Raw genomic sequence first — 16,902 nt, 5'->3', positions numbered from 1 at the left:
TATTCTAAAATTTAAACATGGCCAGCGAATCGCTATTGCGCGCAACTAGAAGTTTTTCTCCGGTGATCATAAAATCCCGTATTTCACCGCTTACTTTAAAGCCATCACCGTCGTTATAGGGCTTAAACTGGAGATTTCCTATGTTTTCCAAATAGGTTCCATAAGAGGCGTCGTAACGACCTACTTCGGGTTTTGCACCATATAGATTACCACCTAATACGATATCTTGGTCGCCATCAGCATCAAAGTCATGTGTAGCGATGGCATAAATAGGAGCGAACTGTGCCTGAAGTGGCAATTCTTGTACCTTGAAGTTCAGCCCACCCTCATTGACCAAAATAACCGAAGCAAGAAGATTCGCCTCTAATCTATTTGCCCCGCTCAGTTCTTCGGGAGTAAAAATATCGCTAATACTGGCATTTTTAAACGATTTATAATCAGGAAACCGTTTGGTCAACATTTTCATCTGTTCGGTCAGATTGTGCCGAAGGGCATAAGGATAGTCTTTTCCATCTTTAGAGCGAAAGGTCAAAATAGGATCTATGAATCCGTTACCATCGAAATCTTTTGAAAACAGGGTTATCGGATAGTTTTCGGTAGCTTTAAATCGACTGTTCAGACCATGGTTGCCCAAAACGAAGTCGATATCACCATCGCCATCCAAGTCTGCTTTTTCTATGGTATTCCACCAACCTTTTAGATTGGAAAGTTGATTGTCGGCGTTTCTTGAAAAAGAACCATTTTCGTTTGTAAAAACCGCTACGCCCATGAATTCTCCGACCAACATCAAGTCATCATCCCCGTCGTCATCTAAGTCCTGAAAAAGGGCATCGGTTATCATTCCGATTCCTTTCAATACTTTGGCCTTCTCTTCCGTGATTTCGGTAAAATTACCTTTGCCATCATTTTGCAGGATAAAGCCTGAGCAAGGCGTTCCATAATTTAGGGGGACGATGCGCTCGCCCACGAAAAGGTCTTGATCCCCGTCACCATCAATATCAGAGGCCACTACCGTAGAAGTACTGTGTACCGATGTTTTGCTCGGAAGTTTTTGTTCGGATAGTTTGAAATTGCCCTTACCATCATTAAAGTACAATCGATCTTGAAAACTTTGGGAATATCTTGAAAACTCTACGCCACCGCTACAGACATATAGATCTTGGTCTCCGTCTCCATCGGCGTCGAAAAAGAGACTTCCGGCATCTTCGGCATCTTTGGTCGTCTCAAAATCGGGAATATTTTTTTCGACGAATCTGTTGTTTTGTGCTAAAAATAAGGTTCCGGAATTTCCTTTGGAACCTCCTATGTAAAAATCTTTTTGGCCATCGTTGTTTACATCGCCTTCCGAAATTTTCGGACCTTCGGTACTGCACATATGGTGCAAAAGGCGATCGCGATCAAAATCTACGAAACGATTCTCCTGGTGTACATATTCAATTCGGGAATCCACTTTTTCAAAAAGGGAGGTATTGTTCGTATGGGTTTCGCCTTCGATGATTCGGGCCTCTTTTTCATAAAGGGTCAAGGTTTGATCGACCTTTACATTTTCAAGCTCAGTGATTTTTCCAGAAGGCCATGTGACCGATATGGATACCGGTTCTTCGGAAGGCAATCCGATATTGGGCCGAACGTCCATACTCGACTGAAAACCTCGGACCGGTTGATTTTCTATGGAAATGCCCATGGGGGAAATCTCGATTTTTGAACCAAGTGCGTTCTTGTTTTTTTCTTCTCCTATCAGATTGAATTTGAGATAGTGCCCCTGACCGGATTCCATGGTAGTGTTTTGATAGATGAAAGAGGGCATATTAAGATTGTTGACCACAAGATCCAAATCACCATCATTGTCAAGATCCCCGTAGGCCGAGCCGTTGGAAAAGCTTTCTTGTAAGAGTCCTGATTGCTTATAATTTTCGAAATTCAATCCGCCCAGGTTTTTGTAAGCATGGTTTTTTTGGGGATTTGAAGGAATAATATCAATCAATTTAGAATAATCGATAGTCTTATCGGTCATGATGGACCGCATCACTTCTTCGTTGGAAACGTAACGCAAATAGTCTTGGTCAGTAAGGTCACGATAAACGCCATTGGCAATGAACAAGTCTTTAAGGCCGTCGTTATCCATATCAAAAATTAGTGCCCCCCAGCTCCAATCGGAAGCTTCCACGCCGCTCAACCTGCCTATTTCACTAAAAGAATTATCGGTATTGTTGAGCTGAAATGTATTTCGGGTAAATTGATGATAGTAATCGCTATTCACTTTTAGTTGGTAGGTATTCCAATCTTCAAAAGTAGTTACTGATTTTAGGCGTTCGTAATCGGAAGGCAGCATTTCTGTCACGAAAATATCATTGTACCCATCATTGTTGATATCGGCCATATCGGCACCCATTGAAGCACCACTGATCGCGGTTATCTGGTTTTCCAATTGCTCCGAAAATGTACCGTCTTGATTATTGATGTACAGGTAATCACGTTCGAAAAAGTCGTTGGACACATAGATATCTTCCCAACCATCATTGTTCACATCACCGACAGTAACGCCGAGGCCAAAACCGACGACGCTTCCGTATATTCCAGCTTTTTTGCTGACATCGATGAATTTTCCATCCACGTTTTCCATCAATTTATCTCCGCCCAATAAATCCCGTTTGGGGCGTTCATTGCGTCTAAGGTCAAAACTACCGATGGCCTGATAGGAGTTATTTAGAATATAGGCATCAAGATCCCCATCCTTATCATAATCAAAAAAGGAGGCATGCGTAGAAAACCCTTTGTCATCTAAATTATATTCTGCCGCTTTTTCGGAAAACGTGCCATCTTGGTTGTTTATAAAAAGTTCATTCTGTTTGTTCTCTCCGTTGAGGTCTCCGGAATTACAAACATAAATATCCAAATAGCTATCGGCATTGATATCGACCATGGCAACTCCTGTAGACCATGGTCTTGAACCGCCGACCTTTGCTTTTTCCGTGATATCTTCGAATTTGAAATTGCCTTTGTTCAAATACAATTTGTTCTGCTGCTGGTTTGAGATAAAATAAATATCCGGTAGGCTATCATTGTTGATATCGCCTATGGCAACTCCACCTCCGTTATAATAATTACGATATTTATATACGTTGAAAGCGTTGTCGAACGAAAGATCGTTGGTAAAACCAATATCGGTCTCGGTAGAGTCCAATAGTTCAAAAACAGTCCGACGCTCCGTAGATTCGGAATTTTCTGGTTTGGAAGTACAGTTTGCCAAGAGCAATACCATAAAGAGACCTACCCAGAAACGGAATAGCTTGAACGAATATTTCTTATTTTTCGAGTACATCCCTCAAATCGTCTATTTTAGCTTTCACGAATTGTTCATCGTCCAAAGGTTTGATGATCATACGTCTATTGCCATCAACTTTGACCAACATTTCCTTGTTATCTTTTTCCACCGTGATAAATTGATTTCCGGGATACCATTTTTCCAAAGAATCCTTTACGGCGAATCGAAGTTTGTCCGATTGTAAGGCCTTATTCCAAGGAGCCCAAAATTCATAGTAAAACTGCAAATCCATACCGTTCATGATGTTTTTTTCATCAAAACTTCCGTAGAATAACATAATCATCGATGATTTCAGGTCAGTACTATCCTTAATGGGGAGTTTGTATTTTACGGATTGGTTCTGCGGCCCTTGGGAAATCAGCCCTTTACTGTTAAGTTTCCAGCATTGGTCGAAAAATTCTTTTTTGGTCTGGCCGAACTTCATGCCAAATACAAGGGAATCATGAACAATACCCTTGGCCATTTCGTTTTTGACCAACTCGGAATATTCAGACCCGGCACAACCAAACATAAAAACCAAAACCGGAACTAGTGCCAGTTTATTGGTCTTTAGAAATTTTATAGAAAACCGTTTTGTCATTATTTCTTGCTACTAGTATTATTTTTTGGCCCTTATAATCAACACATTTGATACCTCGAATTTGCCCTTCAATACCAAGGTTTTTTACACTTTGAACGTCATCTTTCAAATGTGGCCCAAAGATAGCCCATCCCTTTGAAGCATCATACCTTCCGAACTGTGGTTTCACCGAATGTTGGTTTCCCCCGAACAATAGGTCAAGGTTTCCGTCGGCATCAATATCGTTCGCCACAATTTCATAGACGGGTGCGTATTGAATTTCATGGGGTAGTCCCTGTCTTACAAATTTTCCTTCTTTATTATAAAACACAGAGCTTTCCAAGATTTTAATGTTCAATACCGAGGCTTTTTCCAACACTTGCGTTGAAAAAATCGATTGCATATCCGCTTGTGCATAATCTTTATAATAGAGGAGTTTTTTCTTGAGAGCGGGAATTTGCGAAATCAATTCGTCCTTATCAACAATCGGATAGTATTTGCTGTCTTTTTTCTTGCAAATAATCTGTTCTTGAAATCCATTACCATCGAAATCGGAAATATACATTCGCATATCGGGTTCGAAGAAGTTGTTCAGTCCAAGATTGCCCGCGATTAGATCTTCGTCACCATCACCGTCGACATCGGAAACTTCTAAGGCTGTCCAAAGTCCTGAAGTATCTCCGAGGCCAAAATTTTCGCTTTTGTCGGTCAATTCTCCTGCGGTATTGATGAATATTTTGATACCCATCCATTCGCCAACAAGTATGAGGTCATGCCAGCCATCATTATTGATATCGGCCCAATGGGCATCCGTTATCATTCCAATATTTACCAATGCTACATTCTTTATGGGCGCAAAATTGCCTTTACCATCGTTTTCCAATAAAAAACCTGACCCTGGTTGACCATACAGATTGGGTTTGTATCGCTCGCCTACAAAAAGGTCTAGGTCTCCGTCTTGGTCATAGTCTTCGGCCTTAACTACTGATGAACTTATCGGTGCTGACATGCCCAGTGTACTTTTGACTTTGCTAAAGTTACCGTCATCATTTTCATAAAATGAATCGTTCAAGGCGGTCGAGTAGGGGGAAAAGGCCTTACCGCCATGACAGACATATAAATCTAAATCACCGTCGTTATCGCCATCGAAAAATAAAGCATCGGTATCTTCTGAACCGATATCACCATAGAATGGAGCAGTAATTTCTGAATAACTTTCCCCAGAGGAGATAAATAAAGCACCAGATTGATTTTTTGCCCCGCCGATAAAAAAATCGGGTACCCCATCGTTGTTTATGTCACCCGAAGCCAACGCCGGACCTTCATTGCTGAACATCTGCGGCAAAAGGCGTTCATTGTTAAAATCGATGTATTCGTTCTCATCATGTCCAAAATCAAATAATGAGGAAATCGGTTCCGCAACGGAAGATTTTGTAAGTGCTGATTCTGATACGGATTGTGGTATGGAACCCAGTTTTTGTACGATGTGGACTTGATTGGTTGCCAAGTTGGTTTTATATGATGTTGTACCATCCGGCCATGTAATCCACAGCGTATCTATCGTTTGGGTTTTTCCAACCCCGAAATGAATTCCGTTGGCCACACTACTTTGAAATCCTCGGGAAGCAAAGTTTTCGCCATACGCTACATAATCCCCATATTTTATTTTGGCCTTCACGCCAATAGCATTCGTATTTTTACCTTGTTGGATAAATTTCAAGGTAGTACCCCGATGCGTCAAGGTGTCCGTTTTGTTCTCATAGATGAACGAGGGCATATTGACATTGTTGACTACCAGATCTAGGTCACCATCATTATCCAGGTCCCCGTAGGCGCTACCATTACTAAAACTTGGCTCATTCAAACCCCAGTCTTCGGTGTCGTTCTCAAAATCGAAAGCACCAAGATTTTTAAAAGCTGCATTTGGCACAGGTTGGGAAGGCATTGCATCGATGAGCCCTGTAATCGCATTTTTTTGATTGTTTTTAATTCTGTTGCGCACTGTTTCCTCATCGGCATCATAAGTAAGATAATCTCGGTCGAGCAAATCTTTATAGATACCGTTGCTTATAAAGATATCGCGTAGGCCATCATTGTCCATATCGAATAACAGGGCGCCCCAACTCCATTCGGTCGCCGCCACATTGGTTTGTCTTCCGACTTCTAGAAAGCTTCCACCGCCCATATTTCGCTGTAGTGTATTTCTCGGGAATTGATTAAAATAGCCTTGTTTGATAGCAAGTTGTTGCTTGTCCCAAGACTCGAACAGGGTCTTGGTTTTTTTCTTTCTTCACTGGTGGGAAGCATTTCGGTCACTACCAGATCGGTCAATTGGTCATTGTCAAGATCGGCCAAGTCGGCCCCCATGGAGCCCATCGAAATAGACCCAAAATAGTCTTCTAGTTTTTCCTCAAATTTTCCGTTCGTATCGTTTATGTAAAGGTAATCTCGTTCGAAAAAGTCGTTTGAAATAAAAATATCCGTCCAATCGTCATTGTTGAAGTCCCCTAGCGTAATACCAAGTCCGAATCCTATTTTACTGGAATAGATACCTGCTTCTTCCGTGATATCGGTAAAGACTTCTCCATCGTTTCTAAAGAACTTATTCCCGTTACCGCTGGCATCCGGAATTTTGCGCTGGTCTTTTATTAAATCAAAACCCCCAATAGATCGTAATGAATTGTTCAATACATAGGCATCCAAGTCGCCGTCTCTGTCATAATCGAAAAAAGCGGCATGTACCGATAAGCCTTCCACATCTAGGCCATATTGCTTTGAAGATTCCGTAAAGGAAACATTGCCTTTCGCATCGGGGCCATTATTGATAAAAAGCTCGTTATGGCGATTGCTACCTTCCGGTTTTCCTGATTTGCAGACATAAAGGTCAAGATATCCATCTCCGTTTATATCCGCAAAAGTAGCGCCGGTAGACCATACGTTGGGGCAGGCAACTCCGGTCTGTTCGGTTACATCCTCGAATTTCCAATTCCCCTTGTTCAAGAAAAGTTTATTATCGACCATATTGCCGGTAAAATAAACATCTTCAAGACCATCATTGTTGACGTCACCAATCGCTACGCCACCGCCGTTATAAAAATTCCGGTAGACGTATGGGTTGAAGGCTTCGTCATAGCTAAGATTATTCTCAAAGGATATGCCAATAGAAGAATCCCTCAAAGCAAAAAGCGGATTAACTTCTTTAGAAATATCTTCTTTTTTACTGCAAGAAACATGAAGCATAATTATAAAGATCCAGAAATACTTCATCAATTATGAATGGATAAAAAAAGGGTTGTTCTTTTCGGAACAACCCTTGCAATTTAATAAACCTTCTAAATTAATAGCCAGGGTTTTGTGTTAAAGAACCTCCTGAGGCATCGATTTGCCCTTGAGGAATCGGAAACAATCTTTTGTTCGGATCTGAATCGGTTTTTTCCCACCATTGGTCTTCGTAGGTTCCGAAACGGATTTGATCGGTTCTTCTACTTGACTCTTGGAACATTTCTTTACCCCTTTCAGCTAAGAAAGAAGCAGCATCCATAGTGGTCAACGGCGCAGCACCTACCCTTGCTCGAAGTACATTAACTTCAGGTAAGGCAAGGCTCCAATCTCCCGCGGCACGTGAAGCGGCCTCGGCGTGCATCAAATGCACATCGCCCAAACGAACGATTGGGTAATCGTTGTTCATATTCTGTCGTTGGAAGACGGCAAAACCAAATTTACCCATACGTACTCCACCATCTCTTTTCGCGTTCGGCTCCAATTCATTGACGGGTGGTTTGTAATCGATAACAAGGTCATCATCATCCGCGGCATAGTCTAACAATGGGTTTCCACCAAAATCGGTCTGTGGGCCTTGTAAAAAGTTCATTTGTCTGCGTCCGTCATCGGTGCCATGGCTGTTATAAAACTCTTCTAGAACAACAAAACCGTTCCATGGTTGTGCATCAAGACCCCAAGTCAACTGACTTGGTCCGTGCAATGTCATCATATTGAAGTTCATACCACCATTGGCCGTGTTGTTTTCGTCAAAATCGACCGCCCAAATGATTTCAGGATTGCCCTCGTTATTCGGTGCAAAAATGGCCGAATAACCTTCTAAATTTTCAGGATCGGAAGGCACCTCTGGTCTTTTGGCTAAATTGGGCACCGTGCAACCTGCGCCGCACAATTGATACGGACTGTTATCCAAGATATATGACGTTGCCCATTCTGCTTCCTGCCATCGGGGCGTACCTGTATACGCTTCAGCATTAAGATACAATTTGGCAATAATGGCCAAAGCTGCATATTGGTTGATACGGTAGTTATTGACTTCTGTAGTTAGCGGGCTACCCGAAAGATCCAAACTTGCGGTAATCGCGGGAACGCCCAGAGCGCCTAAAAGTTCAGCTTCTACAAAATCGAAAACCGCTTGACGATCTGATTGTGGCGCGTCTGCCCCCGGCGCGGTAATCAATTTTACCCTTCCAAAACCATCCAATAACCTCCAATATAAATAGGCACGCAATGCCCTGACTTGTGCCGTTTGATTTGCATCAAGGCTACCTGCCAATGAAGTGTTACATTCTCCGATACCTGTATACGATTGATTCCAAAGTTCATTGATACGGTCATGGGTAGATCCGTAGGTATGACGATGTAATTGAATCCAAATACCTCCATCGAACCAGTCACCCCCTTTTTGGGTTACGGCAACTGCATCACTGGTCACGGTCTGGGTCGCAAAGAACCCTGTGTTACTGGCAGTTCCTGATTTTAATCGGTCAAGGGAGCCAAAAGAGCACCGCCTCCGCCTCCGCCTGCACCCACAGAGATGCCATCATTTGAAAATTGCTGATCCTCCACAAAAGAATCCTCCAATTCGTCCTCTAAGTCCGTACACGAAAATGCTATGAGCACGGTACTGAGAAGTGTTAATCTAATTAATCGTTTCATAGTTTTTTTTTTAAAAGTTAATATTTAGACCCAAGGTAAATGTGCGTTGGGTAAAATAGTTATTTCTTCGGTCGATACCGGGTGCAAGAGCGTTAGCACCGTTTCCACGAATATTGGTGTTGGCACTAGCATTTGCTCCAAAATCTTGTAAAGCTGGTTCAGGATCCGTACCTGAGTACCCGGTAATGGTGAACAGATTCTGCCCCGTTAACGACAAGCGAACATCTTTCACAAAACTTCCATTGATATCAAAATTATATCCTACGGACAAGTTTTCCAATCGTACAAAATCCGCTTTCTCGACATAGTACGAACTGAATTGCGCCGTTTTAATATCAGGTCTTGCAAATTTGGTATTAATATAGTTATACGATGCCTGAGAACCAATAATGGGTTCGTAGAACGCACGGAACGTGTTTACCAAACTATGACCGAAAACGCCTCTGAAGAACACATTGGCATCCCAATTGCCGAAAGTCAACTGGTTCGTCCAGCCTAATTCAAAATCAGGGAAACCGGTACCCAATACTTCAAAATCAGCTTCTTCCAATAGGGCGCTTCCCTGGTCGGTTACCAGTTGGCCGTCGCCATTAATATCCTGTAGTAATGGCGTTCCTGCCGCATCGACTTCACCGGTAAAGACAGGTCCCCAAATTTGGCCGACTTCCTCACCTTCACGTACCAAAATCACATTGGTATTGTTTTGGCCCGGTGAACCAAGGTTGGCTATGACCTGATCTCCTTGTGGGTTTTCTTCCAAGGTCGTTTTGTACGTAGAGAAGACCAAGCCCGTATTGTAGTTTAGGTTTTCAGTTTTGACCGCATCATAATTTACGGTAAGTTCGACACCATTGGTTTTGATTCTACCTGCGTTCTCATAGCGCTGGCTAATACCTCCAAAAAGTGCCGCATCTACGTTGACCAGACTAATAAAATCTTTTATATTACGGTTGTAGATATCCAAAGTTGCGGAAAGTCGATTTGTAGCGTACTCTAGTCCAAAGTTAAGTTCTCCTTTCTCTTCCCATTTCAAGTCTGGGTTTGGTGCCCTGTTCCCCTGACCTGTACTGGAACCATCCGAACCACTTGATCCGGGATTCACGGTAAATACAGTTTCAAATAAACCTACCTCTGGCGGAATCGCTCCTGTAACACCATAGCCAATTCTAGCTTTTAACAAATTTACATTTTCCAATTGCAAGTATTTGTTGAGGTCGGCACCTACAGCTACTGCAGGGAAAAGACCCCATTGATTGCCTTCACCAAAACGGCTAGAACCCTCACGTCTAAGAGAAGCATTGAAATAAATGGCATCATCGAAAGTTGCATTTACCCTACCAAAGAAAGCGACAATACGATCTCCATCGGCTCTGTCGCTATTTGCTTGTATACGACCTGCCTCTCTAAGATCCTGTGCACTTTCAATATTGTTTCTCCAGTCGAAATTTAGTCCTGGAGGGAAATCCCTAACTGAAAGAAATAATTATTGAAATCGTTTTCCTGAAAGGAATAACCACCGGTCAGCGTAAAGCTGCCCAGATCACCTAAGGTGTTGGTGTAGGTTGCAAAAGTCTCCAACAGAAGAAATTTTTGTTCCTGATTGTAGAAACTTGCAAGACCACGTGCCGTGGGGCTAACAGCATTTCCCCTGAACAATAAGGTAGTTGGATAGAATTGAGAGCGATCCGTTTTAATGTTCTGTTCCGCAAAGTTGACGTTCATCGCGAAATTATCGGTGAACCGGTAGTTCAGATTGATGTTATAACTCAGCGTACTCGCGGTCTGATCGTTCTGGGCCTGTCGAGCTATAGATGCGGGGTTGAAGCTGTCAAAAAGTCCTAATGTTTCAAAGAACCCTCCATATTGAGATGTGGCAAAAGGAAAAGGCGCATCGTTACCAAATACAGGTGCAGTAGGATTATAAGTAACCGCATAGCGCAGTGCCTCGGTATAGCCTAATTTACTTTCCCTAGAGGTCAGCGCTGTATTGAAATCAATTTTCAACTTGTCATCGAACAAACGGCCCGAAAGGTTGGTACGTGCGTTGAACTGGTCGAAACCAGAGTTATATAGAATACCATCGGCACGTCTAAAGTTGGTTGAAACACGATAGGTAACATCGCCCGTACCCCCAACGGCAGCTATATTATGTACTTGAGAATAACCCGTCTGGGTAACTTCGTCGATCCAATCCGTATCACTACCCAAATCGTTACCACCAGCCGTTAGAAATTCGCTACCGGTCATAATATCGATTTGATTGGCAATACTAGAAGTAGCAAATTGGCCGGCATAACTTAGCTGTAATGGTTGACCTGTTTTACCAGACTTGGTAGTTACCAATATTACACCACTCGAACCTCGAGTACCATAAATCGCTGCAGCGGAACCGTCTTTTAAGACGGTAATGTTGGCAATATCATTGGGATCCACATTATTCAATGACCCACCTAAAACTCCGTCGATAACGACCAAGGGTTCTTGATTACCACCGATAGTCGATAAACCTCGCAAGCGAATCGTTGCATTGCTGTTAGGGTCACCCCCTTTGTTGACAATAGTCATACCCGCTACTTTACCTTGTAGCAATTGGGTTGGATCGTTAACGGTGCCCTGGTTGAAATCTTCTTCACCCACACTGGTTACCGCGGTAGTAATCTCCTTTTTCTGTTGGCTACCGTAACCCACAACGACCACTTCTTCCAATGCCTGGGCATCTTCTTCAAGGGTTACGTCGATAGTAGTTTGGCCGCCAAGGGGTATTTCCTGTCCTTTGAAACCAATGTAACTGAACAAGAGAACGGCATCCGCATCACTGACCGTCAGTGTGTAGTTACCATCAAAATCTGTTTGTGTACCGTTCGTTGTTCCCTTTTCTACCACACTGGCACCCGGTAGGGGGCCGTTGGCGTCGGAAACGGTTCCGGCCACTTCTTGGGCCTGTATGAAACCGAAGCATAAAAATGCCCCTAGCATCAGCAAGCTTTTTAGCAGTGTAATCTTCATAAAGAGTTAGTTTTAATTTGAGTTAAACAATTTGTAAAAATGAAATTATGTAAATTTTATGTTAAACCATGGTAAATCGGAGATAAAGAAACCACTACAACGGTTTCGTGTTGATAACTTTCAGGAATAACAGATTGATAAAGTGTTGCGCCTCCAATTATCTGATTCATAATATATAGCGGCAGAAGATTGGGAAAACGTAATTTTTTGATAAATATAGCATTTTTTGACGGTCTTAAAAATTTTAACATATTGATGCTTATCTTGCAGCATGTTAAAATAAGGCAGAAGATTCCTCCCTTGAATTTTTAATACTTAATTTTCCTTATTGTATATCACGGTATTTCAATCGAAGTAAGCATTGAGAAAGAAAATCACATTAAAAGATATTGCCCGCGAACTTGAGGTTTCTATTTCTACCGTTTCGAAAGCGCTGAAGAATAGTGACGAAATAGGAAGGGACACCAAGGAAAAAGTGCAGGCCTTTGCCAAACTCTACAATTATAAGCCCAACAACATTGCAATCAGCCTTAAAAACAAGCAGACCAAGAATATCGGGGTTATCATACCTGAAATAGTCCATCATTTTTTTATGACCGTATTTCGAGGAATCGAGAAATATGCCAATACCCAAGGGTACAATGTGATTGTTTGTGTTTCGGACGAATCGTTTGATAAAGAGGTTCTCAACATGGAGTTATTGGCCAATGGAAGCGTCGATGGCTTTATCATGTCGCTATCGGGTGAAACGGAGCAGAAAAACGACTTTCGACATATTCACGAAGTTATGGATCAGGGTATACCTCTGGTTCTTTTTGATAGGGTTACCGACGAAGTCGATTGTGACAAAGTTGTTTTGAACGATTTGGAAATAGCATATCAAGCCGTTTTAAAACTAATTGCTCAGGGAAGAAAACGTATTGCATTGATTACTACTGAAAACTATTTTAACGTGAGTGTCAAAAGGGCTGAAGGATATCGAAAAGCCTTAGAAAATAACGGAATCAAAGTGAATGAAAACCTGATTCTTACATTGCCCTATAAAGAAATCGATGAAACGCCAATTCATAATTTTTTCGACCAAAACGAGGTGGACGCGGCTTTGTGCGTAAATGAGTTGTTTGCGGTAATATGTATGGGAGTTGTCCAGGAAAAGGGACTTCGAGTGCCCCAAGATATTGCCTTTATCGGTTTTACAGATGGCATACTCTCCAAATATTCCAGACCCACTTTGACCACGGTTGCTCAGCATGGAGACCGTATGGGGGAAGTTGCCGCTAAAATGCTCATCGAAAAGGTCGAGAATGAATACGATGTGAATCAAACATATCGTACGGAGGTCACAGAGGCCACCATCATTGAACGGCAATCTACCATAAACTAATTTCACACCCCTAGCAAAACATGAAAAAAACCGGAGTTATATTCGATTTGGACGGCGTCATCGTCGACACCGCGAAATATCATTATTTGGCCTGGAAAAACTTGGCCGATGAACTGGGTATCGAATTTACAGAGCAGGATAACGAACGGTTTAAGGGCGTAAGCCGGAAGCGGTGTCTCGAAATTTTGCTTGAAATGGGAAGTATTGAGGCTTCTCAAGAACAAATCGATACATGGCTCAAAGAAAAAAATGAGGATTATCTATCATATATAACTAAAATGGACGAGTCTGAGATTTTGCCCGATGTGCCTAAGGTCTTGAAATATCTTAGGGAAAATAAAATACCAATGGCACTTGGTTCGGCCAGTAAAAATGCAAGACCAATTTTGGAGAAGGTGAACTTATTATCGTATTTTGAAACTTTGGTTGACGGTAACAGCGTAACAAAGGCAAAGCCCGACCCCGAAGTATTTCTCATTGCCGCAGAAAATCTAGGTGTGCCCCCAGAAAACTGTGTGGTTTTCGAAGATGCACTGGCCGGTATCGAGGCGGCAAACAACGCGGGAATGACCAGCATTGGAATCGGAGAACCTTCGGTACTTACTGAAGCAAAATTTAATTTTATCGATTTTACCGAAATTAATCTGGATTTTTTAGATAAATTGATTAGCCAAGAGTAGCAGAACAGCGAACAACTTTTATCATAATTACCTAAAACATGAACCAAGACTACATTCTATCCGACCCATGGTCCATCATCGAAGAGGGCTTCGACAAAGAAATGGTAAAATCTTCCGAAAGTCTTTTCAGTATCGGCAATGGCGCTATGGGCCAACGTGCCAACTTTGAAGAACATTATTCCGGACCGACATTTCAGGGAAGTTATATAGCAGGAGTATACTATCCCGATAAAACTAGAGTAGGTTGGTGGAAGAACGGTTATCCCGAATATTTCGCCAAGGTGCTGAACGCTCCCAATTGGATCGGAATTGATATTTCCATAGATGGTGAACCGCTGGATTTGAACACCTGTAAAAAGGTTTCGGGTTTTTGCCGTGAACTGAATATGAAAGAAGGGTTGTACCAAAGAAAGTTTAAGGCGGTAACTTCCAACGACATAAAACTAGAGGTTATTATAACACGGTTTCTAAGTCTGGATATTGATGAGGTTGGGGCCATTAACTACGCGATTACAGTGCTTGACGCCGAGGTCGAGATCAGCTTCAATCCGTATTTGGATAGTAGTATAAAAAATCATGATACCAACTGGGACGATAAATTCTGGAACACCACAAATGTAATATCCGAGCGCAGTCAGGCTTTTATCGAAGCCCATACGATGAAGACCAATTTTGCAACCTGCACCTTTATGGAATCACAGCTGTTTCTTGATGGCAAACAGATTTCCAAAAAACCATCCTCGACGAAAAAAGAAATGTGGGTAGGGCATGAATACACCCAAAAAGTAAAAAAAGGGGAGACCCTTTCACTTCATAAATTTGGCGGATATACGGTTTCCAGGAATCATAAGGCTTCCGAGTTGGTCGATGCCGCTAAAAAAGCATTGAATAAAGCGACTGACTTAGGTTTCGATGCGCTTTTGGAAAAACAAAAAGCATCGTGGGCCAAGATTTGGGAAATGAGCGATATAACCATCGACGGTGATATTAAGGCACAACAGGGTATCCGCTTTAATATCTTCCACTTGAATCAAACCTATTTAGGAAGGGATTCTCGTCTGAACATTGGCCCAAAAGGCTTTACAGGAGAGAAATATGGTGGAAGCACCTATTGGGATACTGAAGCCTATTGTATTCCCTTTTATATGGCTACCAAAGACCAAAAGGTTGCCCGAAATCTTTTAAAATACCGTTTTAACCATCTTGAAAAGGCCATCGAAAATGCCAAAAAGCTTGGTTTTTCAAACGGTGCCGCCTTGTACCCCATGGTGACCATGAACGGTGAGGAATGTCATAATGAATGGGAGATTACTTTTGAGGAAATCCATCGAAACGGGGCTATCGCGTTCGCGATTTATAATTATTATCGTTTTACGGGCGATTATACCTATATCCCCGAAATGGGGCTTGAAGTGCTGATCGGAATTTCAAAATTCTGGCACCAACGCGCCACTTTTTCCGAGCAAAAGAAGAAGTATGTAATTCTCGGGGTAACTGGTCCCAATGAGTATGAGAACAATGTCAACAACAATTGGTATACAAACTATTTGGCCAAATGGTGTATCAATTACACCTTGGAGCAGTTACAAAAAGTGAAGGATGGCTATCGCGATGATTATGACCGTGTCATTGGTTTGACAAAGTTGACCGAAAAAGAGATGGATGGGTGGAAAAGAGTGGCGAAGAATATGTATTTCCCACGTTCCGAAGAGCATGATATCTTTCTGCAGCAAGACGGGTTTTTGGACAAGGAATTGATTACCGTCGCCGACCTTCCAAAATCACAGCGCCCGATCAACCAAAAATGGAGTTGGGACCGTATTTTGAGATCACCGTACATAAAACAAGCAGACACACTTCAAGGGTTTTACCTCTTCGAATCCGATTTTACCTTGGGTGACTTGGAACGACATTTTGATTTCTATGAACCATTTACAGTTCACGAATCATCATTGTCGCCCTGTGTTCATAGTATTCAAGCGGCCAAATTGAACCGCATGGAGCAGGCCTATCAATTTTACCTTCGAACCTCACGGTTGGATTTGGATGACTATAATAAAGAAGTGGAAGAAGGATTGCACATCACCTCAATGGCCGGTACCTGGATGAGTATTGTAGAAGGTTTTGCCGGAATGCGTGTCGTTGATGATAAATTATCTTTCACACCCAGAATTCCTAAGCAATGGAAAGGCTATTCATTTAAGATCAATTTCAGGAAGCGAATTTTAAAAATCACCGTAACCAAGACCGAAACCCAATTTGAATTGGACGGAAAGGAAGATGTTTCTATTAGGGTCAACGGAAGGCGAGCAGCCATAACCCCCGGGGAGGTAACGGAGGTAAAAAATTGATATCTGAGTTCTTTGGAGGGATAAAAAAACTCCTCCCTTCAGAAGAAGGGAGGTGGATTCGCTTTAGCGAAGACGGAGGGTTTGACCCGTAAGTAACTAACATATCGTTACTCAGTTTATCTCATACCTGATTTTTATGTGAATATGGGTACGTGAGCAAGTTTGCGGGTCAAACTCCCCATTCAGCAAAGCTGAATTTCCCCTCTTTTTCTAAAGAGGGGAGCCTTTAAAAAGATAAAGTGTACATGAAAAGGTCTCCGTTGCATACTAGAAAAGAACTTGCCGTGTTTCGCAAAGAATTAAGGTCCCATTTAACACCTGCAGAAGCATTTCTTTGGAAGCAATTAAAAGCTAGAAAATTCCAGAGCAAAAGATTTACAAAGCAACACAGTATTGGCAACTATATAGTAGATTTTTATTGTGCCTCTGAAAAATTGATTATTGAATTGGACGGAGATGGACATCAAAACCCGAATGCAGAGGAATACGACGCAAAAAGGACATGTTATTTTGAAAGAATGGGCTACAAGGTCATCAGATTTGAAAACAAAATGGTTTTTGAGAATGTGAGTGCAGTCCTGATGGAAATAAAAGAGAATTTTAGTGCAAACTAGCTATGAAAAGGTTTCCCCCTTTTCCTTAAGAGGGAAGCTTGATAA

Annotated in this window: 12 protein-coding genes; 4 read left to right on the top strand and 8 right to left on the bottom strand. The window is 42.1% G+C overall.

The window, feature by feature from the left end; translation table 11 throughout:
* Positions 1–4: 4 nt before the first annotated feature.
* The 8 genes from N8A86_RS05865 to N8A86_RS05830 all read right to left on the bottom strand — a co-directional run bounded on the left by N8A86_RS05865 (position 5) and on the right by N8A86_RS05830 (position 11,828).
* The gene (locus N8A86_RS05865; RefSeq protein WP_273568200.1) at positions 5–3,322 is read right to left on the bottom strand and encodes a VCBS repeat-containing protein; all 3,318 of its coding nucleotides are present in this window, start codon (positions 3,320–3,322) and stop codon (positions 5–7) included.
* Positions 3,306–3,905: a hypothetical protein gene (locus N8A86_RS05860; protein WP_273568199.1), complete on the bottom strand. Its 600-nt coding sequence runs from the start codon at positions 3,903–3,905 to the stop codon at positions 3,306–3,308. The genes N8A86_RS05865 and N8A86_RS05860 overlap by 17 nt, the downstream gene beginning before the upstream one ends.
* Complete coding sequence (locus N8A86_RS05855; protein WP_273568198.1) at positions 3,865–6,069, bottom strand: FG-GAP-like repeat-containing protein; 2,205 nt, start codon at positions 6,067–6,069, stop codon at positions 3,865–3,867. The genes N8A86_RS05860 and N8A86_RS05855 overlap by 41 nt, the downstream gene beginning before the upstream one ends.
* Positions 6,048–7,151, bottom strand: coding sequence for an FG-GAP repeat domain-containing protein (locus tag N8A86_RS05850; protein ID WP_273568197.1), 1,104 nt, complete (start codon positions 7,149–7,151; stop codon positions 6,048–6,050). Before N8A86_RS05850 ends, N8A86_RS05855 begins: the two co-directional genes overlap by 22 nt.
* A gap of 70 nt (positions 7,152–7,221) precedes the next feature.
* On the bottom strand, positions 7,222–8,598 hold the full coding sequence (locus N8A86_RS05845; protein WP_273568196.1) for a RagB/SusD family nutrient uptake outer membrane protein: 1,377 nt from the start codon (positions 8,596–8,598) through the stop codon (positions 7,222–7,224).
* A 44-nt stretch (positions 8,599–8,642) separates the two neighbouring features.
* Positions 8,643–8,822 carry a hypothetical protein gene (locus N8A86_RS05840; protein ID WP_273568195.1) on the bottom strand — a complete coding sequence of 60 codons (180 nt, stop codon included), beginning with the start codon at positions 8,820–8,822 and terminating at the stop codon, positions 8,643–8,645.
* A 10-nt stretch (positions 8,823–8,832) separates the two neighbouring features.
* Complete coding sequence (locus tag N8A86_RS05835) at positions 8,833–10,212, bottom strand: TonB-dependent receptor domain-containing protein (protein ID WP_273569034.1); 1,380 nt, start codon at positions 10,210–10,212, stop codon at positions 8,833–8,835.
* 56 nt (positions 10,213–10,268) lie between these two features.
* Positions 10,269–11,828 carry a SusC/RagA family TonB-linked outer membrane protein gene (locus N8A86_RS05830; protein WP_273568194.1) on the bottom strand — a complete coding sequence of 520 codons (1,560 nt, stop codon included), beginning with the start codon at positions 11,826–11,828 and terminating at the stop codon, positions 10,269–10,271.
* 361 nt (positions 11,829–12,189) lie between these two features.
* On the opposite strand from N8A86_RS05830, the gene N8A86_RS05825 reads away from it, so the two are divergent.
* The 4 genes from N8A86_RS05825 (at position 12,190) to N8A86_RS05810 (ending at position 16,857) form a co-directional block, all read left to right on the top strand.
* The gene (locus N8A86_RS05825) at positions 12,190–13,212 is read left to right on the top strand and encodes a LacI family DNA-binding transcriptional regulator (protein ID WP_273568193.1); all 1,023 of its coding nucleotides are present in this window, start codon (positions 12,190–12,192) and stop codon (positions 13,210–13,212) included.
* A gap of 20 nt (positions 13,213–13,232) precedes the next feature.
* The gene (gene pgmB / locus N8A86_RS05820) at positions 13,233–13,892 is read left to right on the top strand and encodes a beta-phosphoglucomutase (protein WP_273568192.1); all 660 of its coding nucleotides are present in this window, start codon (positions 13,233–13,235) and stop codon (positions 13,890–13,892) included.
* 38 nt (positions 13,893–13,930) lie between these two features.
* On the top strand, positions 13,931–16,243 hold the full coding sequence (locus tag N8A86_RS05815; RefSeq protein WP_273568191.1) for a glycoside hydrolase family 65 protein: 2,313 nt from the start codon (positions 13,931–13,933) through the stop codon (positions 16,241–16,243).
* Between the two features lie 245 nt (positions 16,244–16,488).
* Entirely contained in the window at positions 16,489–16,857 is a 369-nt protein-coding gene (locus N8A86_RS05810; RefSeq protein WP_273568190.1) for an endonuclease domain-containing protein, read from the top strand.
* Positions 16,858–16,902: the final 45 nt, after the last annotated feature.

The sequence above is a fragment of the Maribacter halichondriae genome, from assembly GCF_027474825.1.
Taxonomy (GTDB): Bacteria; Bacteroidota; Bacteroidia; order Flavobacteriales; family Flavobacteriaceae; genus Meishania; species Meishania halichondriae.
The sequence above is the reverse complement of the archived record's forward strand: the minus strand, read 5'-3'. Positions and strand labels throughout refer to the sequence as shown.